Annotated in this window: 22 protein-coding genes; 19 read left to right on the top strand and 3 right to left on the bottom strand. The window is 34.7% G+C overall.

Translation table 11 applies throughout. The annotated features are described in order from the left end of the window. Positions 1-65 precede the first annotated feature (65 nt). Positions 66-1457: a spore germination protein gene (locus E5Z56_RS02940; RefSeq protein WP_138156449.1), complete on the bottom strand. Its 1392-nt coding sequence runs from the start codon at positions 1455-1457 to the stop codon at positions 66-68. Between the two features lie 149 nt (positions 1458-1606). Here E5Z56_RS02940 and E5Z56_RS02935 point away from each other — a divergent pair, with 149 nt between their 5' ends. The 17 genes from E5Z56_RS02935 to E5Z56_RS02860 are packed head-to-tail and all read left to right on the top strand — an operon-like array spanning position 1607 to position 12082. After that, the gene (locus E5Z56_RS02935; RefSeq protein ID WP_138156448.1) at positions 1607-2062 is read left to right on the top strand and encodes a terminase small subunit; all 456 of its coding nucleotides are present in this window, start codon (positions 1607-1609) and stop codon (positions 2060-2062) included. Next, positions 2055-3305, top strand: a complete 1251-nt coding sequence (locus E5Z56_RS02930) for a PBSX family phage terminase large subunit (RefSeq protein WP_138156447.1) — start codon at positions 2055-2057, stop codon at positions 3303-3305. The genes E5Z56_RS02935 and E5Z56_RS02930 overlap by 8 nt, the downstream gene beginning before the upstream one ends. A gap of 7 nt (positions 3306-3312) precedes the next feature. Then, positions 3313-4506, top strand: coding sequence for a phage portal protein (locus E5Z56_RS02925; RefSeq protein WP_138156446.1), 1194 nt, complete (start codon positions 3313-3315; stop codon positions 4504-4506). Then, positions 4503-5462, top strand: coding sequence for a hypothetical protein (locus E5Z56_RS02920; RefSeq protein ID WP_138156445.1), 960 nt, complete (start codon positions 4503-4505; stop codon positions 5460-5462). The genes E5Z56_RS02925 and E5Z56_RS02920 overlap by 4 nt, the downstream gene beginning before the upstream one ends. Positions 5463-5473: 11 nt before the next feature. Then, positions 5474-5815, top strand: coding sequence for a hypothetical protein (locus E5Z56_RS02915; RefSeq protein ID WP_138156444.1), 342 nt, complete (start codon positions 5474-5476; stop codon positions 5813-5815). Between the two features lie 11 nt (positions 5816-5826). Beyond that, the gene (locus E5Z56_RS02910; protein ID WP_138156443.1) at positions 5827-6837 is read left to right on the top strand and encodes a phage major capsid protein; all 1011 of its coding nucleotides are present in this window, start codon (positions 5827-5829) and stop codon (positions 6835-6837) included. 10 nt (positions 6838-6847) lie between these two features. Next, a complete protein-coding gene (locus tag E5Z56_RS02905; protein WP_138156442.1) occupies positions 6848-7216 on the top strand; it encodes a hypothetical protein in 369 nt (122 codons plus the stop codon). Next, entirely contained in the window at positions 7213-7566 is a 354-nt protein-coding gene (locus tag E5Z56_RS02900) for a hypothetical protein (RefSeq protein WP_138156441.1), read from the top strand. Before E5Z56_RS02905 ends, E5Z56_RS02900 begins: the two co-directional genes overlap by 4 nt. After that, a complete protein-coding gene (locus E5Z56_RS02895) occupies positions 7553-7981 on the top strand; it encodes a hypothetical protein (protein ID WP_138156440.1) in 429 nt (142 codons plus the stop codon). Before E5Z56_RS02900 ends, E5Z56_RS02895 begins: the two co-directional genes overlap by 14 nt. Next, positions 7982-8341 (top strand): hypothetical protein, encoded by a 360-nt coding sequence (locus E5Z56_RS02890; protein ID WP_022505820.1) that lies wholly within the window; start codon positions 7982-7984, stop codon positions 8339-8341. Then, a complete protein-coding gene (locus E5Z56_RS12005; RefSeq protein WP_022505821.1) occupies positions 8334-8468 on the top strand; it encodes a hypothetical protein in 135 nt (44 codons plus the stop codon). Before E5Z56_RS02890 ends, E5Z56_RS12005 begins: the two co-directional genes overlap by 8 nt. Beyond that, positions 8465-8983: a LysM peptidoglycan-binding domain-containing protein gene (locus E5Z56_RS02885; RefSeq protein ID WP_138156439.1), complete on the top strand. Its 519-nt coding sequence runs from the start codon at positions 8465-8467 to the stop codon at positions 8981-8983. Before E5Z56_RS12005 ends, E5Z56_RS02885 begins: the two co-directional genes overlap by 4 nt. Beyond that, on the top strand, positions 8977-9879 hold the full coding sequence (locus tag E5Z56_RS02880) for a hypothetical protein (RefSeq protein ID WP_138156438.1): 903 nt from the start codon (positions 8977-8979) through the stop codon (positions 9877-9879). The genes E5Z56_RS02885 and E5Z56_RS02880 overlap by 7 nt, the downstream gene beginning before the upstream one ends. Then, the gene (locus E5Z56_RS02875) at positions 9880-10212 is read left to right on the top strand and encodes a phage baseplate assembly protein (protein WP_138156437.1); all 333 of its coding nucleotides are present in this window, start codon (positions 9880-9882) and stop codon (positions 10210-10212) included. Then, positions 10212-10559 carry a hypothetical protein gene (locus E5Z56_RS02870; RefSeq protein ID WP_138156436.1) on the top strand — a complete coding sequence of 116 codons (348 nt, stop codon included), beginning with the start codon at positions 10212-10214 and terminating at the stop codon, positions 10557-10559. The genes E5Z56_RS02875 and E5Z56_RS02870 overlap by 1 nt, the downstream gene beginning before the upstream one ends. Further along, entirely contained in the window at positions 10546-11607 is a 1062-nt protein-coding gene (locus E5Z56_RS02865; protein ID WP_175405359.1) for a baseplate J/gp47 family protein, read from the top strand. The genes E5Z56_RS02870 and E5Z56_RS02865 overlap by 14 nt, the downstream gene beginning before the upstream one ends. Before the next feature lies 1 nt (position 11608). After that, positions 11609-12082 (top strand): hypothetical protein, encoded by a 474-nt coding sequence (locus tag E5Z56_RS02860; protein WP_138156434.1) that lies wholly within the window; start codon positions 11609-11611, stop codon positions 12080-12082. A gap of 50 nt (positions 12083-12132) precedes the next feature. Here E5Z56_RS02860 and E5Z56_RS02855 read toward each other — a convergent pair whose 3' ends face one another. Both E5Z56_RS02855 and E5Z56_RS02850 read right to left on the bottom strand, forming a co-directional pair. Next, positions 12133-13356: a hypothetical protein gene (locus E5Z56_RS02855; protein WP_138156433.1), complete on the bottom strand. Its 1224-nt coding sequence runs from the start codon at positions 13354-13356 to the stop codon at positions 12133-12135. A 95-nt stretch (positions 13357-13451) separates the two neighbouring features. Further along, on the bottom strand, positions 13452-14306 hold the full coding sequence (locus tag E5Z56_RS02850; RefSeq protein ID WP_138156432.1) for a PHP domain-containing protein: 855 nt from the start codon (positions 14304-14306) through the stop codon (positions 13452-13454). Between the two features lie 522 nt (positions 14307-14828). Between E5Z56_RS02850 and pflB the strand changes: the two genes are divergently transcribed. Beyond that, positions 14829-17081, top strand: coding sequence for a formate C-acetyltransferase (pflB, locus tag E5Z56_RS02845; protein WP_138156431.1), 2253 nt, complete (start codon positions 14829-14831; stop codon positions 17079-17081). Continuing rightward, positions 17047-17811 carry a pyruvate formate-lyase-activating protein gene (gene pflA, locus E5Z56_RS02840; protein WP_207668587.1) on the top strand — a complete coding sequence of 255 codons (765 nt, stop codon included), beginning with the start codon at positions 17047-17049 and terminating at the stop codon, positions 17809-17811. Before pflB ends, pflA begins: the two co-directional genes overlap by 35 nt.

The following is a 17811-nucleotide window of genomic DNA, read 5'->3' as shown; positions in this document are numbered from 1 at the left end:
TTAGTGAAATAGGATAAATTTATCCTATTTTTATTATATTTTAGTATTCTCAAAAAGTCAACCGGTTATTTCCTTATCCTTACAAATTTCTTTAGTAGTGCTTTACCGTTAAATGGGATAAGTGGGTACAGGTAGCTTTTGCCGGAAAGGGTTTTGTTTGAATATAACAAAATGATAATAAGAACTACACCACCTATTAAACCGAAAATTGAGAAAAGTTCAGTTGCTATCAGTAACAAAATTCTTAGGAATTTTATTGCATAGGATAGTTCTTGACTTGGCTGAGAGTAGTTTGCTATTGTGACAAATGCCATATAAAGTATTGTTTCTGTACTGGCAAAACCTGCATCAATTGCAAATTCAGAAAGTGCAATACCACCGATTATTCCCAAGGTTGTGCTGAGCATTTCCGGTGTGTTGATTGATGCAAGTCGCAAACCGTCAATTGCAATTTCTATTAATATAAGTTGCCAAAATATTGGAATTTTCTGAGGTTCACTTACTATTGTAAATTGGAAAAATGTTGGTACAAAATCAGGATAACGGTTAGCAAGTAACCAAAGTGGTGTGATGAAAATTGAAAGTAAAGATACAACATACCTTGAAATTTTTAGGTATGTGCCGGTTACAGGTGGGAAGTAGTAGTCATCAGCCTCCTCCATTAAATCAAAAATTGATGTGGGAATTATTATTGAGGATGGTGAGTTGTCCACAATTATTGCAATGTTGCCTTTTAGTATATTTGCTGAAGTGGTGTCAGGTCTTTCGGAATATTTTACCTTTGGAAATGGGTTTATCCACTTTGATTTTATCAGTGCCTCAACAAATCCTTGTTGTGTCATAGATAGTTCTTCCGTTGTAATATTCTTGATTCTCTGCTCAATATTATTCAGTAAATTTTTATCCACCTTGTTGTCCATATAAATCAGTGCAATATCGGTTTTGGACTTTTCACCTGCTTGTAAAGCCTTAATAGTAAGGTTTTTATCCCTGATTCTTCTTCTAATCAATACGCAGTTTTGCACAAATATTTCTGTAAATGCATCCATACTTCCACGAAGAACCTTATCATTTTTAGGTTCTGCAGTTTCTCTCTGAGGGTAACTTCTGGCATCAATTAAAATAATTTCATCAAGTCCGTCTACTGTAAGTATTGCAATGCCTGACAGTAGTGCAGTTACAACAGCATTGGTATTTTTACTTTTATCAACTTCAATATATGGAACGCAGTTTTCCACAAAAGTTTCGGTATTTGTGAAAAAGTCATCATCGGTAATTCCGTAGAAAAACTCCATCATCTTTTCCATAATAGCCTCTTTAAGAAGTCCGTCTATAAAATATAGAACGGACTTTCTTTTGTTTATGCGAATAACCCTCTTGATAATATCAAAATTTTCATTAGCCCTGGTTAGCTTGTCCAGGACAGTTATGTTGTTCTCTATATTAGTATTAAACATTGTATCACCAATTTTATTTTTTCCAAAATCTAATGCAATTATTGCATTTTTTGTAAACAAATTATGAACATTTCAAAGAAATTGCATAGTTATATGCAATTTTTCTCTTTTGTAGGGGTATAGGTGCAGGATGTTTTTTGGAGGTTGATATGAGAAAAAGAGATAAAACTTTTTGTGTTTATGTAGCACAAGGCAAGTCACTTGAGGAGGCATCAATCCTTAGTGGCTATGAAGAAAGTAAAGGTGTTACCTTAATTACAAAACCGGAAATTATGAATGAGATAACTGCTTTGTTAAAGGCTAAGGCAAACCTAATGAAGAACCTTTCTGTTATTGGTTATCAGCAACTTGCTTTTGGCAGTATTGCCGATTGTATTTCACTTGTAACAGAAGAAAAGGTCAGCAAAGAAGATTTGCAGAATATGAGTTTATTTATGATTTCTGAAATTAAGAAACCAAAGGATGGTGCAATGGAAATTAAATTTTTTGACAGACTAAAGGCACTTGAAAAGCTACAAAATTATCTTGACGGTGAAAGTCAATGTGTACCGTTTTATGAGGCTTTGGAAAAAGGTGCAAAGGCTTTAGGTGACAGTAATGAGTAGCTACAAACCATTTTCTAAAAAGCAAATGAAAGTCCTTACTTGGTGGTGTAGTAATTCTGCCGATAAAAGTAAAGATGCAATTATTTGTGACGGGGCAGTTAGAAGTGGAAAAACCTTTTGTATGTCAATTTCATTTGTTGCATGGACCTTTAGCACTTTTAACAATATGTCATTTGCAATGTGTGGCAAAACAATCAGAAGTCTAAAGCGAAATGTAATAACACCATTAATTAAGAATTTAACCGATTTAGGTTTTGAAACTAACCTAAAGAAAAGTGAGAACATTCTTGAAGTTATGTATAAGGGTATGGTAAATCGTTTTTATCTTTTTGGTGGTAAAGATGAAATGTCAGCATCTCTTATTCAAGGTATCACTTTGGCAGGTGTGTTCTTTGATGAAGTGGCACTTATGCCTAGGTCATTTGTTGAACAATCCCTTGCAAGATGTTCTGTTGAGGGAAGTAAGTTTTGGTTTAACTGTAACCCTGAGTATCCCGGTCATTGGTTCTATTGTGAGTGGATAAAGAAATGCAAAATGAAAAATGCATTGTATCTTCATTTTGAAATGGAGGATAACCCATCCCTTAGTAAAGGAATGATTCATAGATATCAAAGTTTATACACCGGTGCTTTTTACGAAAGATTTGTAAAAGGTAGGTGGGTTGCAACAACAGGTGCAGTTTATCCCTTTATGGATAAGGATAATGCTTACTGTGATGTACCAAAGGTGAAATTTAGTGAATATGCAGTTTCTTGCGACTATGGTACGGTAAATCCTGCATCATTTGGACTTTGGGGTAAGTACCAAGATACTTGGTACAGAATTGATGAGTACTACTTTAATTCAAGAGTTGAGGGTTATCAAAAAACTGATGAAGAGCATTATTCTTCACTTGAAAAGTTGGTAGGTAATAGACACCTATCAGCCATTACAGTTGACCCATCGGCAGCAAGTTTCATTGAAACAATAAAGCGACACAAGAAGTTCAATGTTGTACCGGCAAGGAACAATGTACTTGACGGTATCCGAAAAGTATCTACTGCACTAAAAGAAAATAAAATTAAAATTTGTTCCAACTGTACAGACTCTATGAGAGAATTTTCTCTTTACCGTTGGGACGAAAGAGGTGGTAACGATTGTCCAATAAAGGAAAATGACCATGCAATGGACGATATTAGATATTTTGTAACAACAATTCTGGATAGTGAAAGTGGTTTCATAGCTTTTGCTACCAGAAGATAGGAGAGTTATGGGTATATTTAGAAAAAGAAAAGTTAAGGAAAAAGTTTCTATACTTTCTGCTCCACAAAATGACAGTTCATCACATCCATTTAATATTGTAAGTTCATACAGTCCATTAACCAAAGTTGAGCTTGACCTTTATTCATCTTTACGAGAGGCTTTGCCAATTATTGATGCAGCAATTTGCAAAATCAATAGGCTACTTGGTACATTTTCTGTAGATTGTGAAAGTAAAAAGACTAAGGAAATGGTTGATGATTTCTTTAGAAATGTTGATGTGTGTCAAGGTAATAAGGGTATGTATAACTTTATTTCTTGTTACTTTGATAACCTGCTGACTTATGGTGAGGCAGTAGCAGAAATTGTTTTAACAAGTGACGGAAAAGGCATTAGAGCATTGTACAACACCGACCCTAGGGATGTAACACTTATTGAAAAGGATAGTCCTCTTAACCTAGTGGTATGTAGCAACAGTAAAGGTATAAATGAGGAATTGCCTTATCAAGATTTGTTTGTAACTTCAATGCTTAACCCTGAGTCAGGCAGAAGTAGAGGTGTGTCAATCCTAAGAAGTTTGCCATTTGTAAGTGGTATTCTGTTAAAGATTTTCAATGCTTTGGGACAGAATTGGGATAGAGTGGGCAATGTGAGATTTGCAGTTACATATAAGCCTGACAGCAACAGTGGTTCATCAGCTTATACAAGGGAAAATGCACAACAGATAGCCGATGAATGGTCAAGGGTTATGCGTAACAAAAACAGTGTTTGTGACTTTGTTTCGGTAGGTGATGTGTCAATCAAAACTATCGGTGCTGATAATCAAGTCCTTGATTGTGATGTGCCAATTAGACATATTACAGAACAGATTGTAGCAAAACTTTCTGTACCACCGTTTTTACTTGGGTTAAGTTGGAGTACTACTGAAAGAATGAGTAGCCAACAAGCTGACATTCTCACAAGTGAACTTGAGTGTTACAGAGAAATTTTAAATCCTGTAATTGAGAGAATTGCCAGAGTGTTTCTAAGTCTAAATGGTATTGACGAAAAGGTAACTGTAAAGTGGACACATATTAATTTACAAGATGAACTTGAACTTTCTGAGGCAAGACTAAACAAGGCAAATGCCTTAAGAATTGAAAAGGAAATTGAAAGAGATTTTGGTGTTAAAGAAAGTGAGGAGGGTATTTTAGAAACTGTATGAAGAAAGGTTTAGTAATTAAATCAAATGAAAATTTAGCTGAGGATATTGCCCTAATAAATACCTACACAAGAAGTGACTTAACAGAAGATCAGGTATATACATTTTCTGTTGTACTTTGTGACAATGAAGTTGATAGGGACTATGAAAGGTTTACTGTAGAAAGTCTTTTTGCACTTGAAAAACTTTTTGTAGGTAAAACCGGTATTATGGACCATTCACCAAAGGCTGAAAACCAACTTGCAAGAATTTACAAAACTGAAGTTGAGGCAGTTGAGGGTGAAGTCACCACAACAGGTGATCAGTACTTTAGGCTGATTGCAAAAGCCTATGTGCCAAGAACCGAAAGTACCAAGGATTTTATCAGTAAGCTGGAAACAGGAATTCTAAAGGAAGTAAGTGTTGGTTGTAGTGTAGAAAGTACCTTGTGTTCGATTTGTGGCAACCCTATTAATTCATCAATGTGTAACCATCATAAAGGTGAATATTATGGTGATACTCTTTGTTACGGTGAATTAACAGGTGTAAAGGATGCATATGAATGGAGCTTTGTGGCAGTACCATCACAGAAAAAAGCAGGTGTAATTAAGTCATTTTTAAAAGGAGAGAATTTTATGGAAAATATCATTAAGTGCCTAAAAAGTGAAAAGCAAGTTACCCTTAATAAAGACGAAAAGGTGAAACTGCTTTCATACATTCAGAACCTTGAAAAAGATGCTGAATGTGGTAGGGCATATAGAGAAAGTGTGGTTAAGGACATTATGCGACTTTCTCTAATTAGCAAAAGTGGGATTTCAAGTGCAACAATGGAGTCTATTGTAAAAACACTTTCTATTAATGAACTTTGTGAACTTAGAAATGTGTATCAGGACAGAGCAAGTGAAAGGCTACCTATTGTGCCACAGTCCTATAAAGAAAATAAAAGTGTAAGCAACAAAAATCAAGAATTTACTATTTAACGGAGGTTTATATGAATATTAATTTTAACGGTTATGACGAAAACTCAGTTACTATGTTAGCTGATACTACTCTAAAAGAGGGAGAACAGAATGTGCTTGTTACTGTAGGTGATAACGGTACTGCAACAGTAGCAAAGGCAACTAAGCCTTTCTTAGGTGTTTGTACTTGTGTAAGGGACGGTTATGCAACTGTACAGACAAGGGGTTATTGCAAGGTGAAAACCTCAGCAAAACTTAGCCTAGGCAGTGTGTCACTTGTAGCATCAAGTGACGGTAAGGTAGCAGAGAACAGTGCAGGTAAAATGTACTTTGTACTGGACTCAACAGATAATGAATCAGGAATTTTACTATAAGGAGAATGAATATGAGTAACTATAAAAATATTTCTTTAGAAAAAGGTATGTACGGTGTAAAGGGTAAGAGCTTTACAGATGTTCTTGAAGAACTAGACCCATCAGAAAATTACAGAGGTACTTCTCTGGAAAATCTAGATGCATTTTCTCGACAGTTAAAGCGATTTGACATTAAGGTTTCAGGCAAAGGCAGTGACACAGTTGATAAGTTCTTTTCAACAAGCAGTTCATCAGCACTGTTTCCGGAATATATCAGCAGAGCAGTAAAGCAAGGTATGGAACAAGCTGATGTACTTTCTGATATTGTGGCAACTACTACAATGATTGAGGGTATGGACTACCGTTCAATTACTTCAGAACCTACAACTGATGATAAATCACTAAAGGTTGTTATGGAAGGTACACAGATTCCACAGACAACTATCAAAACTCAGGATAACCTAATTAAATTACATAAGAGAGGTAGAATGTTAGTTTCTTCCTATGAAGCAATCAGATTTCAGCGACTTGATTTATTTACTGTAACACTAAAGCAGATTGGTGCATATATTGCAAGAGCACAGCTTAAGGATGCAGTTGATGTGCTTATTAACGGTGACGGTAACGGTAATCCGGCAAGTACAATCAACACTTCTTCAACAGGTAATATCAGTTACGGTGATCTTGTAAAGCTATGGAGTTCACTAAGCCCTTATGAGCTTAATACAATTATTGCACCTACTGCATCAATGGAAAAGCTACTTTCACTTACTGAAATGAAGGATTCGGTAGCCGGTCTAAACTTTCAGGGTACAGGCAAAATGATTACACCTATGGGTGCTAATGTTATCCATACACCTGAAATTACAGGTAACTATATTATCGGTGTTGACAAAAATTGTGCATTAGAGATGGTTAAAGCCGGTGATGTACAGACAGAATATGACAAGCTAATTGACCGTCAGCTTGAGAGAGCAGCAATTACTTCTATTGCAGGTTTTGGCAAAATCTTTACAGGTTCTGCTAAGGTACTAAAGTACTAGAGGTGATAACTTGGGAATTAATGAAGTAGCAAAGAAATTTCTGTTACTGTCCGGTGTTGATGAAAGTGAACTTAGCAAGTATCTGCCACTTATCAGAGAGTCAATTGCCTATGTAAAGTCAATTCTAAAGGAAGAAGTTGATGTTAAAGAGAACAGTGCATTACTAACTTCTGCTTGTGGTACATATGCTTATTACAAATGGAGTTTGTTCTATAGCCAAAGTGATGTTAGCTACTTTAAAGCCGGTGACTTAACTGTTTCCAAAAGCAGTGAAAGCAAAGTTACCGAAAGGGCATATTCATTATGGAAAGAAAGTTTAAAGGAAATTGCAAGGTTCACAAAGTCATCTGACTTTTACTTTAAGGGTGTTAGTGTATGAATATAAGTTCTTCAATTACAAAGTCCTTTAGAGAATACGGCAACAAAATAACTGCTTTGTCAAAGGACAATGTAAGTACAATTTACGGTTTTATTCAGCCACTTAATTACAAAGCCCATAGTAATATTTATGAAAGCACAAATATCTCTGCCAGGGATAATATGTATTATCTTTTAGTAGCAGAAAAGGACAGTGCAGTAGACAGTAACGACAAACTGATTCTTGATAATTCAACATATGAGGTTATTAAATGTCAGAGTTATATGTATCAGAATAAATGTATGTATAAGTGGGCAATACTAAAGTTATGTTACCCTATTTTGGAGGATGATTTTAGTGGTAATTCATAATGATAAGGTTGAAGATATTATTAAGAAAATCAAGCTAAGTAAAGACCTTGATGATGTAAGATTTGTAAAAGCCTATAACGGTAAGCTAAAGGAAACACCACTTGGTGGAATACTTGTTACCGTAAATAATGGTGTTAATATTGTGAATTCTTTTGCCGGTGGATTTGTGGGTAATGGAAAAGTCGGTGAAAATATAAAGTCAGAGTTAAAGCTGAATATTTACTGTCCCTACCAAAACGGTGGGGATGGTATCACCCACACAATAAATTCTATTGTGGAGCTTTTACCTAAAGCAGACAGTGACAATATTATTAGCAGTATAAATGTTTCCGAAATAAAGTATAGCCAAGAGTATGAGGCAGTGTATAGGACACTTTCTCTATCCTTAGATTATTTAGATTACAGAGGTGAGTAAATGATAGGTACAATGGATTTAATGAAAAATTTAGTTATCACTATTGATGACAAGGTAGTAGGTGGAGTGGTTGGACTTACATCGGAAGTGAATTCTTCCACTACCAAGATTAATGAGTATATGTGTGGCAACAGTTACGGTGTAACAAGTGAAAATGTTGATTATACCCTTACATTAACTTTAGCAAGTAACCACAACACCTTTCCTCATAATGAATTTACCCTAAAGCTAAAGCAAAGTAACTACACAGTAATGTACTACAACTGCAAAATTTTAGGTGAAAGAGAATACACCAAGGATGGCTTTGTGTATAGAGAGTTGCTGATAACTTCTTGTGAAAGAAGGTCATTTAATGAATAAGGAATTCTTGGAATTTGCCGATAAGTTAGTTGATAAATCTGCTTGTGAAAATATTTCCAAAATCATCAGTAGGGATATTCGCAGATACAGCAGAAAAATTATTGACACAAAGGATTTGAAAAAATGAAGATAGCTAAAATGAGTTTCAAAAATCATTTCTGGACCTATAACCCATCAACAGTAAAACTACTTTCCGATAGAGAAATTGTGGAACAAAAAATTCCTATGGGCAATAACCTTATTCAAAACTTTGGCAGAAACAGTAGAGTAGTTACAGGTGAAGGTTATCTCTTTGGTGAAGATTGTTTTAGTCAGTATGATTCTTTGTGGAAGGTACATAAAGAAGAAACTTCAGGACTGCTGACAATTCCTAAATTCTCAGTAATGAACAGCTACTTTACAAGTCTAGAAATTGTAGGAGAACCTAAAGAAAATTTAATTTCCTATAAATTCACTTTTGTTGAGGATATGTCCGGTGTTGATAAAACTTATTTACCATCATTTTGTTATGCAGAAAGTGATGAGTCACTATGGAATATTAGCAATAAATATGATGTTAGTATTGAGAGACTTATGTTGCTGAATAATCAGCTGAAAAATCCTTTTGACTTAAAGGTAGGGGATAAGGTGGCATTATGTTAGGTGTATATATTTTTGATGATAAAGGTAACATTATTTGTTTTGAAAAGCCCTTGTCACTGACTATTGATATGAGTTTATCTGTGCCATGTGACAGTGCTACTGTTGTATTGCCTTATAAAGAATATGCTGATGGTGCAGAGATTAAAATTTATAATGAGTCTGACCTTATCTTTGTTGGGGTTATTGATGAAGAAATCAGCATTTTTAATACTACAGGCAACTACAAAAAGTATGTAGCAAGAAGTAAGATGGCTTTACTGCTTGATAATCAAGCCTATCCCACAGAACTGAATAATGTTACAAGAACATATTTAGGTAATAAATATCTTAAAGATTTTTCTATTGATTTTGATAAAGGTGAAGAAGTATATCCCGGAAAGATTACCGTTGATAACGGTATGACTGTTTATGATATTTTTGCAGAATATTGTGATAAGGTGTTTTCTTCTTTACCTAGAATGACACCTAAGGGTAAGCTGATTTTTCACAGTAATATTGACAGTGAAATAACTTTAAGTAATTTAAGCTACACCTCATTAACCGAAAACAAAAAGAGATGTGAGAAAATCTCAAAAGTATCCTTAATGACAAATTCAAGATTTTACGACTATATAATTGAGAATAAAGAAACTAAGGATACTTCAATATGCAGAGAAAGATTTTTGGATGCATCAGTAGGTAAAAATATCTATCCGGAAAATGGTGAGAATTTAATAGAAAATTCTAACCTTAACAGTTATGAAGTACAGGTAACTTGTCCATATAACTTAACCTACTGTTTAGGTTATAAATGTAAGGTTGAAAGTATAGCAGAGAAATTGCAAGTTGCTGAAATAGAGTATTCCTATAATTCAAAAGGTGAAGAAACAAAGTTAATTTTAAGAAGGTGTAAATAAATGTGGTTAACCGGTTATATTACAAAAGAAAATTCCCCTAAATCAAAGTGTGGTGAAGTGGTAAGAAGTGATGACAATACAGTAAATGTGTTTTCTTCCGTAGAGCAAAGTAATGTAAAAGTTGCTTTGCCCTATGGATTGTATTCTGTTCCTGTTACAGGAGAAAATTCTGTGATTATCCCTACAGAAAACGGCAATGTTGTGGTGGGAGTTTGTAACAACAATTCTCATAATCTAGAAGTAGGTGAGGTGCTACTGTGTAGTGCAGGTGGTGCAAAAATTCTTCTTAACAACAAAGGTCAAGTGCTGATAAATGACAAGGTGATTTCTTGATGTATGATTTAATGATTAAAGATGGTGGTACAGTTTTCTTAGGAAGTACAGAAGAAAAGGTTTATGATGTTGATAGTATTTTTCAGAGGATAGAATTGTGCCTTTCTCTTGATAAAGGCAGTTTTATTTATAATAAAAATTTAGGTTCAACTATTCCTAAACTTGATTACTCTACTGAAGAAGATTTAGCACAACTTGAAATGTACATAAATCAATGTGTATTTAGTATTGTGAATACTAGGGTAACTGTACTGTCGGTAGATAAAGAGAAACAGACTGTAAAAATCAGCCTAAAACTAGGTAATAAGGAATATGTAAAAGAGGTGAATGTGTATGGTAGATTATAATGAAATACTAACTACAATGGAAAATGCCTATAAAGAGAAAACAGGCTTTGTACCGGATGAATATTCTGACCAAGGTATTAAGTTTAGAATTTTAGCCGGTGAACTTTTTAACTTTTCAAGTCAAATAGATTTTTTGGAAAAGCAAATGTTCCCTACAACTGCAACCGGTAAGTACCTTGACTATCATTGTGCAGAGAGAGGCGTCACCAGAAAGCAAGGTACAAAAGCTACCGGCAGTGTTATTTTTACACTTGACTCACCAACTGAAAGTACACTATTAATACCTAAGGGTACTGTTGTTTCCACATCAGGGGAAAATCCACTGAGATTTATCACAACAAGAAACGGATATGTTTCAGCAGGAAACACCTATGCTAATGTTGATGCTGAGGCTGAATCGGTAGGCAAAAAATATAATATAGCTATAAATAAGATTGTTACCTTGGTTTCTCAAGTGCCAAGTGTTTATTCGGTAACAAATACAGATGTTTTTGAGGATGGTGAAGATATAGAAACAGATGAAGAACTTAGAAGTAGATTGATGTACATATATAAACACCACAACAACGGTACTAATATTGCTTTTTATAAGTCACTTGCCGAAAGTATGGACGGTGTGTATTCTGCCGGTGTTGTACCTAAAAACAGAGGTACAGGTACTGTAGATATTTTTATTTCTAAAAAAGGTGAAATGGCAGATGCTACCTTGACTTCTAATGTAGAAAAAGTTATAGCAAAGGAAAGAGAAGTAAATGTTAATACAACAGTATATAGTGCAACTGCCTCATATGTAAATATCGGTGTAAAGCTGGAACTTGAAAGTGGTTATAGCTTTGCTGATATTAAGAGTAAATGTGAAACCTTGCTGAGAGATTATGTTTCAAGTTTAGGTGTAGGTGGTTCATTCTTCCTTTCACGAGTTGCTGAAAAGGTGCAGAGTATTGACGGCATAAAGCGTTTTCAGTTTGATGATGCTTTAACTACCGATATGGTAGTGGATAACAAGCATTTTCTAAAGCTAAATACTCTACAGGTTACGGAGTTGTAAAATGGATATTTACAGTAGAATTATCAGTATAATTTGTAACTTTAAAGCCTATAACAAGGACAATGCGAATTTACAAGATGAAATGTATGCCTATTCAAAAGGTCTTGAAATTATCAGTAACAGACTAATGAATATTGAGAAAGAATGTTTTGTTTCTACAGCAGAGGACTATGGACTTACTGTTAAGGAAAGATACTTTGACTCAATAACAAGGGCTAGTGATGTAAAGTCTAGGAGAGAAATGCTACTTTCTTTGCTTTCTGTTGATGAAACCGATTTTAATTTAGACGGTATGAAGAAGTTTATGAAACAGTTTCCTGTATCATCAAAGATAACTGAATTTGCAACTACAAACAGAATTCTCATTACTGTTGAAAAAAATGATTGGATAGTAAGTAATTTTGATTTTGTGAAAAGTTGTGTGGAAGATTTCTTTCCGTCACATTTAAATATTCTGTTGCAAATTAATGAATAAAATAAGGGACAGTCTGCTTAGTGCAAACTGTCCCATTTTGTTATATAAATTTATATGTCTAAACCAAATAAATTATGAAGTATTGACTCAATAGCAAAGTCATTGCCGTAATTCATTACATAATAATCTTTAAGATAAACAAATCCAATAGTGAGAAGAGAAAGTACAATTATCAAGATTAAAACTTTTCTAAAAGTATGTTTCTTTTTCTTTCTAACCACTTGGTTGTAACCGTCATTATAGTCTTGTCTGTCAATATCGTCATTTCTGCTTTGCTGAGAATGTGAGTAATATTGTTCCTGACTGTTAATATTGTTAGGTCTAGGTGTATTTTTGTATTTTTCTTTAGCTATCATTTGGTCAAATTTATGTTCTGCATTAGTAGCTAAAGTGAATTTGTTAACTGCTTTGGTAATATCGTATTGGTCAATATCTTCCAAACTTAAAATTTCTGTCTCACCATATCTTGCAGAATAAAATACAAGGTTGTCAATTGGAAAAGCATTTTCTTTATTGCCAAAATCTCTGTTGATTTCTGTCAGTAAAAAGTGAACCATACTTTTTGTAACTCTATCCCTAGGATAGCTTGTACCAATATCGGTTCTAAGGTCAATGATAGTTTTGTCAATAATCATATCACATTCAGTTTCACCGATTAAACATTCACCAAAGCCAAAGTTAGGGTTAAAGATAATTTTGCTTTCAGGTCGCAAAACTCTTGGAATGAAACTTTTGCCAAACTTAAGTACCATTTCTTTAATCTCAATAACTTCATCAGGTGTTGCCGGTGTAAAGAACTGACTAAGGTCTGATGGAATAGCTGCCTTTCTGTAGCAAATATCTAACTTAGCTAAGAAAAAACAATGCTGAATAATATTGTTTGTTGAGTTGTCCTCACCATCAATATAGTTTTGAAGTTGCATTGTAGCATATTCATATCTTTCATACACTTCTTGGAAGTAACTTTTCTCAATCTTAGGTTGTAAATTTTTGATACTTCTTTCTGCAATGCTATTTTCAAATGGATCACAGTTAGTGTCGTTACAGTAAGCTGCAACAATTACCTTAGCTATGTAGTGAAAAGCAAGTTCTATTAAAATATGTGACATATCACCTTTAACACGCATAGGCACATATAGCTTGTATTGATTAGAGAAAGGTTCATTCCCTGATAAAGTAGAGAACATTTCTTCATTAGGTACAATGCTTGATACAGCAGACATTATCATTTCATCATTTGCTGTGTTGCCATATAAGTATGAATCAATTGCCACAAAATCACCGTCCGTTTATTTCTAAAAATTAGTCTAACCTTTATTATAATTCATCATAAGAAAAATTGCAAATATATCCATTATAAATGAATATATTATTTGTTCTTTTCACTAAATCTTCTTTTTAGATTTTCATAAACAGAATAAGGAATGTTAAGGTTGCATTTGCCTGTACCCATTTTTATTTCAGGTTTGTTTTCACCATGAAAGTCACTTCCACCACTTTTGATTAAGTTAAATTCATCAGCTAACTTTTCGGTAATAGCAGTTTGTTCTTCACTGAATTTAGAGTAATAAACTTCCATACCGTCAAGACCTTTTTCTTTAGCTACTGTTAGGAATTCCCTGATTTTATCCTCAGTTTTCAAGTTAAGGAATGGATGAGCCAATACAGAAACTGCACCGATACTGTTGATGTATTCTATTGTGTCAAGTGCAGATAACTTTTCAGGTGGGGTATATAGCCCGTTACTTGGGTTAAGGTACTTTTCAAAAGCCTCACTGACACTTTCAACATAACCTTTATGCATCATATAGTTTGCAATAACTGCTCTGTTGATGTTGCCGTTAGGTGTTGTGTTTTTAATATCCTCATATGTAAGGTCAAAGCCCTTTTTAATAAGGTTATTAACTAGGTTAATGTTGCTTTGTTCCTTTTTCTTAAGTTCATTCTTAACCTTTTCTTCAATCTCACTGTAAAATTCTTTAGGAATAAATAATCCTAAAATATGTAATTCAATTCCTTTATAGTCAGTAGAAAATTCAATACCACCTACAAGATGGATGTTGCTACTGTTGGGAGCATTTAAAAATCTATCTAAACCTAAAATAGTGTTGTGGTCAGTTAGTGCAATAGCAGAAAGGTTACTTTCTCTTGCAATTTCAACTAATTTTTCCGGTGTAAATGTGCCATCGGAAAATATTGAATGATTGTGCATATCACATTTCATTTTTATCACCTCAAGGGTATTTTATCACAACTGAAATATTAAGTAAATTATATGTTTAAAATAAAGAATTTTCAGCCGAAATTTGATAGAATAATTATTAAAACAAACAGTATAATTTTTATAAAGAATTATAGGATAAATAGTGAAAAATAATTACAGTATAATTATTATTTTGCAGTTTATTTAGTTAAAAAATCAAAGTGTTTTGTAAAATTTAGGTTAATTTTTTAACAATAAAAACACACAATATGTAGTTATTGTGATAAGGGTAATACACTATATACATATATTGATAAATCAAAAATGTAAGAATATACTGTTATAAATTTCTAAATATGTGAAAATAACGGTCAATTATTCTTTAAATTGCACTATAAAATTAACTAATATTTCGATTTTTTTGGTATTTACAATAATTATTCAAAATAGTTATGATTTTCACTTGTATTTTAGCGAAATAGTAGTATAATAAATTTGGTTAGAAAAAAAGACCCAAAAAGTAATAGTAGAGGTGGATAGAAAATGATTAATTTTAAGCAATGGGACGGCTTTGAAGGCCGTATGTGGAAAGAAGAAGTCAACACTCGTGACTTTATCCAACACAACTACAAACCATACGATGGCGATTCATCATTCCTAGAAGGTCCAACAGAAGCAACTGATAAGCTATGGGGCGTTCTACAGGATTTACAGAAGAAAGAAAGAGCTCAGGGTGGTATCCTAGATATGGAAACAGAAGTTGTTTCTACTCTAACAGCTTATGGCCCTGGTTATATTAGTGAAGAAACTAAGGATCTTGAAAAGGTTGTTGGTCTTCAGACAGATAAGCCACTTAAGAGAGCATTTATGCCTTTCGGTGGTATTAAGATGGCTGAACAGGCTTGTACAACTAACGGTTACACACCTAACCCTAAGTTCCACAAGATCTTCAACGAATACAGCCGTACACATAACCAAGGTGTATTCGATGCTTACACACCTGAAATGAAGAAGGCTCGTCATAACAAGATTATTACAGGTCTTCCAGATACATACGGTCGTGGCCGTATCGTTGGTGACTATCGTAGAGTTGCTCTTTACGGTATTGATTACCTAATCGAAGAAAAGAAGCATGACTTTGCTAACACAGGCGACGGTACAATGACAGATGATGTTATCCGTCAGAGAGAAGAGCTTTCTCTACAGATTAAGGCTCTAAATGATATGAAGACTATGGCTCAGGCTTATGGTTACGACATTTCAGAACCAGCAGGTAACGCTCACGAAGCTTGTCAGTGGCTATACTTCGGTTATCTAGCTGCTATCAAGACTCAGAACGGTGCTGCAATGAGTGTTGGTAGAATTTCAACATTCCTAGACATCTACATTCAGAGAGATCTAGAAAACGGAACATTAACAGAAAAAGAAGCTCAGGAACTAATCGACCACATGGTAATGAAATTCCGTATGGTTAAATTCGCTCGTATCCCATCATACAATCAGCTATTCTCAGGTGACCCTGTTTGGGCTACACTAGAAGTTGGTGGTACAGGTGTTGACGGTCGTTCAATGGTAACAAAGACAGACTTCCGTTTCCTACACACACTAGAAAATATGGGACCTTCACCAGAACCAAACCTAACTGTTCTATATTCTTCATCACTTCCAGAAGCATTCAAGGACTATGCTGCACAGATTTCAATTCGTACAAGCTCAGTTCAGTATGAAAATGATGATGTTATGAAGCCGGTATGGGGCGACGATTACTCAATCTGCTGCTGCGTATCTGCTACTCAGACAGGTAAGGAAATGCAGTTCTTCGGTGCTAGAGCTAACCTAGCTAAGTGTCTTCTATACGCACTAAACGGTGGTGTTGATGTTAAGACTCGTGAACAGGTTGGTCCTGCTTACAAGCCATACGAAGGTGACACTCTAGAATATGATAAGGTTATTGATAAGTATACAACAATGATGGACTGGCTAGCTGGTCTATATGTAAATACACTAAACCTAATCCAGTATATGCACGATAAGTATTATTATGAAGCAGCTGAAATGGCTCTTATTGATACAGATGTTCGTCGTACATTTGCTACAGGTATTGCAGGTTTCTCACATGTTGTTGACTCACTAAGTGCTATTAAGTATGCAACAGTTAAGCCAATCCGTGATGAAGACGGTATTATCGTTGACTTTGATACAGAAGGCGACTTCCCTAAGTATGGTAACGATGATGACAGAGCTGACGAAATCGCTCTATGGCTACTAAAGACATTCCTAGATATGATTAAGAAGCATCACACATACCGTGATTCTGAACCAACAACATCTATCCTAACAATCACATCAAATGTTGTTTATGGTAAGGCTACAGGTAATATGCCTAACGGTCGTAAGGCAGGCGAACCACTATCACCTGGTGCTAACCCAAGTTACGGTGCAGAACAGAACGGTCTACTAGCTTCTCTAAACTCAGTTGCTAAGCTACCATACCACTGGGCACTAGATGGTATTTCAAATACTCAGACAATCAACCCAGACGCTCTAGGTCACTCAGAAGATGAAAGAGTTAATAACCTAGTTCAGGTTATGGACGGTTACTTCGATCAGGGTGCTCATCACCTAAATGTTAATGTATTTGGTAAGGATAAGCTAATCGACGCTATGGAACACCCAGAAAAAGAAGAATATGCAAACTTCACAATCCGTGTTTCAGGTTATGCTGTTAAGTTCATCGACCTAACTCGTGAACAGCAGCTAGATGTTATTGCTCGTACTTGTCATGCAAGCATGTAATATAACAGGTAGAATTAATACTTACGAAACTTTTGGTCTGGTTGACGGACCTGGTGTTAGATATGTGGCATTTTTACAGGGTTGCAATATGCGTTGTAAATATTGCCACAACCCAGACACTTGGGACAAGAACGCCGGTGATGAATTAACTGCTAAACAACTTTTTGATAAGGCTTATAGATATAAGAATTATTGGAAGAAAAACGGTGGTATTACAATCAGTGGTGGTGAACCACTATTACAGATTGAATTTGTAACAGAGGTTTTCAGACTGGCTAAGGAAAAGGGTGTTCATACTACCCTTGATACTTGTGGTCAACCATTTAAGAATGACCCTGAGTTTCTAAAGAAGTTTGATGAACTAATTAAATATACTGACCTTGTTATGCTTGACATTAAAGAAATCGAAAGTGATAAGCATAAGGAACTAACAGGTCATAAGAATGAAAATATTCTTGCTATGGCTCAGTACCTATCAGATAAGGGTATTCATATGTGGATAAGACATGTTCTTGTTCCTAACCTTACTGATGATGAAGAAGGTCTAAAGAAGTTAAATCAGTTTATTAAGCAACTTAAAACTGTAGATAAGGTTGAGATTCTTCCTTATCATACACTAGGTCTTATGAAGTGGGAAAAGCTAGGTATTCCTTACCCACTTGACGGCTACAAAATTCCAACTGCAGAAGAAGTTGAAAAAGCCGAAAGACTCCTAGAAATTAAGAAATAA

The sequence above is a fragment of the Ruminococcus bovis genome (genome assembly GCF_005601135.1).
GTDB lineage: Bacteria > Bacillota > Clostridia > Oscillospirales > Acutalibacteraceae > Ruminococcoides > Ruminococcoides bovis.
The sequence above is the reverse complement of the archived record's forward strand: the minus strand, read 5'-3'. Positions and strand labels throughout refer to the sequence as shown.

Excerpts from the sequence above, each read along its gene's own strand:
- E5Z56_RS02925 (WP_138156446.1), top strand. The coding sequence starts at position 3,313 with ATGGGTATATTTAGAAAAAGAAAAGTTAAGGAAAAAGTTTCTATACTT.
- E5Z56_RS02890 (WP_022505820.1), top strand. The coding sequence starts at position 7,982 with ATGATAGGTACAATGGATTTAATGAAAAATTTAGTTATCACTATTGAT.
- E5Z56_RS02940 (WP_138156449.1), bottom strand. The coding sequence starts at position 1,457 with ATGTTTAATACTAATATAGAGAACAACATAACTGTCCTGGACAAGCTA.
- E5Z56_RS02850 (WP_138156432.1), bottom strand. The coding sequence starts at position 14,306 with ATGAAATGTGATATGCACAATCATTCAATATTTTCCGATGGCACATTT.
- E5Z56_RS02880 (WP_138156438.1), top strand. The coding sequence starts at position 8,977 with ATGTTAGGTGTATATATTTTTGATGATAAAGGTAACATTATTTGTTTT.
- E5Z56_RS02860 (WP_138156434.1), top strand. The coding sequence starts at position 11,609 with ATGGATATTTACAGTAGAATTATCAGTATAATTTGTAACTTTAAAGCC.
- E5Z56_RS02870 (WP_138156436.1), top strand. The coding sequence starts at position 10,212 with ATGTATGATTTAATGATTAAAGATGGTGGTACAGTTTTCTTAGGAAGT.
- E5Z56_RS02935 (WP_138156448.1), top strand. The coding sequence starts at position 1,607 with ATGAGAAAAAGAGATAAAACTTTTTGTGTTTATGTAGCACAAGGCAAG.
- E5Z56_RS02915 (WP_138156444.1), top strand. The coding sequence starts at position 5,474 with ATGAATATTAATTTTAACGGTTATGACGAAAACTCAGTTACTATGTTA.
- E5Z56_RS02875 (WP_138156437.1), top strand. The coding sequence starts at position 9,880 with ATGTGGTTAACCGGTTATATTACAAAAGAAAATTCCCCTAAATCAAAG.
- E5Z56_RS02930 (WP_138156447.1), top strand. The coding sequence starts at position 2,055 with ATGAGTAGCTACAAACCATTTTCTAAAAAGCAAATGAAAGTCCTTACT.
- pflB (WP_138156431.1), top strand. The coding sequence starts at position 14,829 with ATGATTAATTTTAAGCAATGGGACGGCTTTGAAGGCCGTATGTGGAAA.
- E5Z56_RS02900 (WP_138156441.1), top strand. The coding sequence starts at position 7,213 with ATGAATATAAGTTCTTCAATTACAAAGTCCTTTAGAGAATACGGCAAC.
- E5Z56_RS02920 (WP_138156445.1), top strand. The coding sequence starts at position 4,503 with ATGAAGAAAGGTTTAGTAATTAAATCAAATGAAAATTTAGCTGAGGAT.
- E5Z56_RS02910 (WP_138156443.1), top strand. The coding sequence starts at position 5,827 with ATGAGTAACTATAAAAATATTTCTTTAGAAAAAGGTATGTACGGTGTA.
- E5Z56_RS12005 (WP_022505821.1), top strand. The coding sequence starts at position 8,334 with ATGAATAAGGAATTCTTGGAATTTGCCGATAAGTTAGTTGATAAATCT.
- E5Z56_RS02865 (WP_175405359.1), top strand. The coding sequence starts at position 10,546 with ATGGTAGATTATAATGAAATACTAACTACAATGGAAAATGCCTATAAA.
- pflA (WP_207668587.1), top strand. The coding sequence starts at position 17,047 with ATGTTATTGCTCGTACTTGTCATGCAAGCATGTAATATAACAGGTAGA.
- E5Z56_RS02885 (WP_138156439.1), top strand. The coding sequence starts at position 8,465 with ATGAAGATAGCTAAAATGAGTTTCAAAAATCATTTCTGGACCTATAAC.